The organism is Bartonella sp. AA2SXKL (assembly GCF_042197205.1).
Classification (GTDB): domain Bacteria; phylum Pseudomonadota; class Alphaproteobacteria; order Rhizobiales; family Rhizobiaceae; genus Bartonella.
In genome coordinates, this window is record NZ_JBHIRN010000084.1 from 1 (window position 1) to 256 (window position 256).

1 protein-coding gene is annotated in these 256 nt (G+C 44.5%); it reads left to right on the forward strand.

The features are described 5' to 3' along the window. The coding region (locus ACFINS_RS09890; RefSeq protein WP_375706163.1) for a hypothetical protein at window positions 1–256 on the forward strand (256 nt) is incomplete at both ends.

Below are 256 nucleotides of genomic sequence, written 5' to 3' on the forward strand. Positions count from 1 at the left end.
TCTGTTCCTACTGATGGACTTGTTCTCGATGAACGAGTAGATGGATTTGTTCTCCCTGAACGAGTTGTCAGGTCTGTTGTACCGCAAGTACCCACTTATCTGCTCTTGCCCAATAGCTTATTTCATGTTGGTTTGATGGATATCGGTGATCAAAATAAGCAGTTGGAGACGTTGCGGATGAGTGCGGGTGGAATGTTAGAAGTTCATGAAAACCCTGCTTTGTTCTTGCGTGGTTATGGTGGTCATTACCGTTATG